Origin of the sequence: Protofrankia sp. Cj3 (assembly GCF_917627355.1) — a bacterium.
Lineage (GTDB): Bacteria > Actinomycetota > Actinomycetes > Frankiales > Frankiaceae > Protofrankia.
The window spans coordinates 59480-61313 of record NZ_CAKJTR010000004.1 but is presented as its reverse complement, the minus strand read 5'-3'; the positions used below and the strand labels follow the sequence as shown (position 1 = coordinate 61313).

Genomic DNA, 1834 nt, shown 5'->3' with positions numbered 1-1834 from the left:
GGAACGGCGCGTCCGGCCGGCCGCGGAGCACATCGTCCAGCGACCATTCGACGTGTGGTGCCAGGGCCTCGGCGCAGGCGCGGAGGTGTTCGGCGAAAACAGGGGACGTCTCGAGCAGGCTCCGGGCCATACCGCTCCATTGCGAGCCCTGGCCGGGGAAGACGAACACGACGCCCCTGGCGTCCCGGGCGACTCCGCTCACCAGGCCGGGTGCCACCTTCCCACTGCCCAGCGCCGCGAGCCCGGCCAGGAGCGCCTCGCGGTCACCACCGAGAAGCACCGCCCGATGGGTGAACGACGTTCGGGTCGTGGCGAGCGAGAATCCGACGTCCGCCGGGCCCATCTCGGGCCGGGCGGAAACGGCCTCGCGCAGCGCCGCGGCCTGAGCACGCAACCCAGCTTCGCTTTTCGCTGATATCACCCACGGGATCACCGGCGGGCCGGCTACGGCTGTCGTGCCGGGGGCAGCCTCCTTGCCGGGAGCGCCGTCGCCGTTCGCGGCCGGACGATCGGATACCGGCTTCTCCGCGAGCACCAGATGGCAGTTGGTTCCCCCCACCCCGAAGGAACTGACCCCGGCGACGAGCGTCCTGTCCGGTCGCGGCCACGGAGCGAGGGCCTGTTGCACCCGCAGGTTGATCTCATCGAAACGGATCTCGGGATTGGGTGTCTCGAAGTTCAGGCTCGGTGGGATCTGGCGATGCCGGATACTCAGGATCACCTTGAGAAGGCCGACAATTCCCGACGCGCCTTCCAGGTGGCCCACGTTCGTCTTGGCCGAGCCCACCAGGAGCGGGCGCCCGGGGGGACGGGCCGCGCCGAGCGCCGCGCCGAGTGCGGCGGCCTCGATCGGGTCACCGACCTTCGTCCCGGTGCCGTGGAGCTCCACGTACTGGAGCTCAGCGGCATCCACACCGGACCGTTCGACGGCCAGCCGCACGACCGCTTCCTGCGCTGCCGGGCTCGGGATCGTGAGCGCGTCGGTGGCGCCGTCGTTGTTGACCGCGCCACCGTTGATCACGCAGTAGATGTCATCGCCGTCGGCCAGCGCTCGGGCGAGCGGCTTGAGCACGACGACGCCACCACCCTCCCCGCGCACATAGCCGTTCGCACGGGCGTCGAGGGTGTAGGAGCGGCCGTCCGGTGACAGGCCACCGAATCGTGCGGCGGTGATGGTGCTTTCGGGCGTTATGTTCAGGTTGACGCCGCCGGCGAGGGCGAGCGCGGACTCTCCCTTGCGCAGGCTCTCACAGGCCAGGTGAACGGCTACCAGGGAGGATGCCTGAGCCGCGTCCACCGTCAGGCTGGGCCCGGCCAGATCGAAGGTGTAGGACACCCGGTTGGCGATGATCCCACGGTTGAGTCCCGTCAGGGTGTGGCGCGTGATGGTGCGCTCGCCCTGCTGGTGGAGCAGGGCCGCGTAGTCGCTTGCGATGGCTCCCATGAATACGCCGGCTCGGGCTCCCGCGAGGCTCGCGGGCAGGATGCCCGCATCTTCGACGGCCTCCCAGCTGAGCTCGAGGATCAGCCGCTGCTGCGGGTCCATGGCGATCGCTTCAGCGGGCGAGATGCCGAAGAAAGCCGGGTCGAACCGGTCGACGTGGTCGAGGAAGCCGCCGGGGTAGGCGTCGGCGGCGGAGTTCCAGCGCTCGGCCGGGGTTTCGGTGATGGCACTTTGGCCGTCGGTGAGAAGCCGCCAGAATTTTTCCGGCGTCGGCGCTCCCGGCAGCCGGCAGGCAAGCCCGATGACGGCGACCGCTTCGGCCGCCCCGGTTCCTGCTCCGGGAACAGTCGGTTTGTCGCTCATACTGTGACCCTTTCCTGCTCAACGGCA

General features: G+C 69.7%; 1 protein-coding gene. It reads right to left on the bottom strand.

Translation table 11 applies throughout. From position 1 onward, the window contains the following. A partial coding sequence (locus tag MJ783_RS01205) for a type I polyketide synthase (protein WP_239308018.1) occupies window positions 1-1807 on the bottom strand: 1807 nt, incomplete at its 3' end. Window positions 1808-1834: the final 27 nt, after the last annotated feature.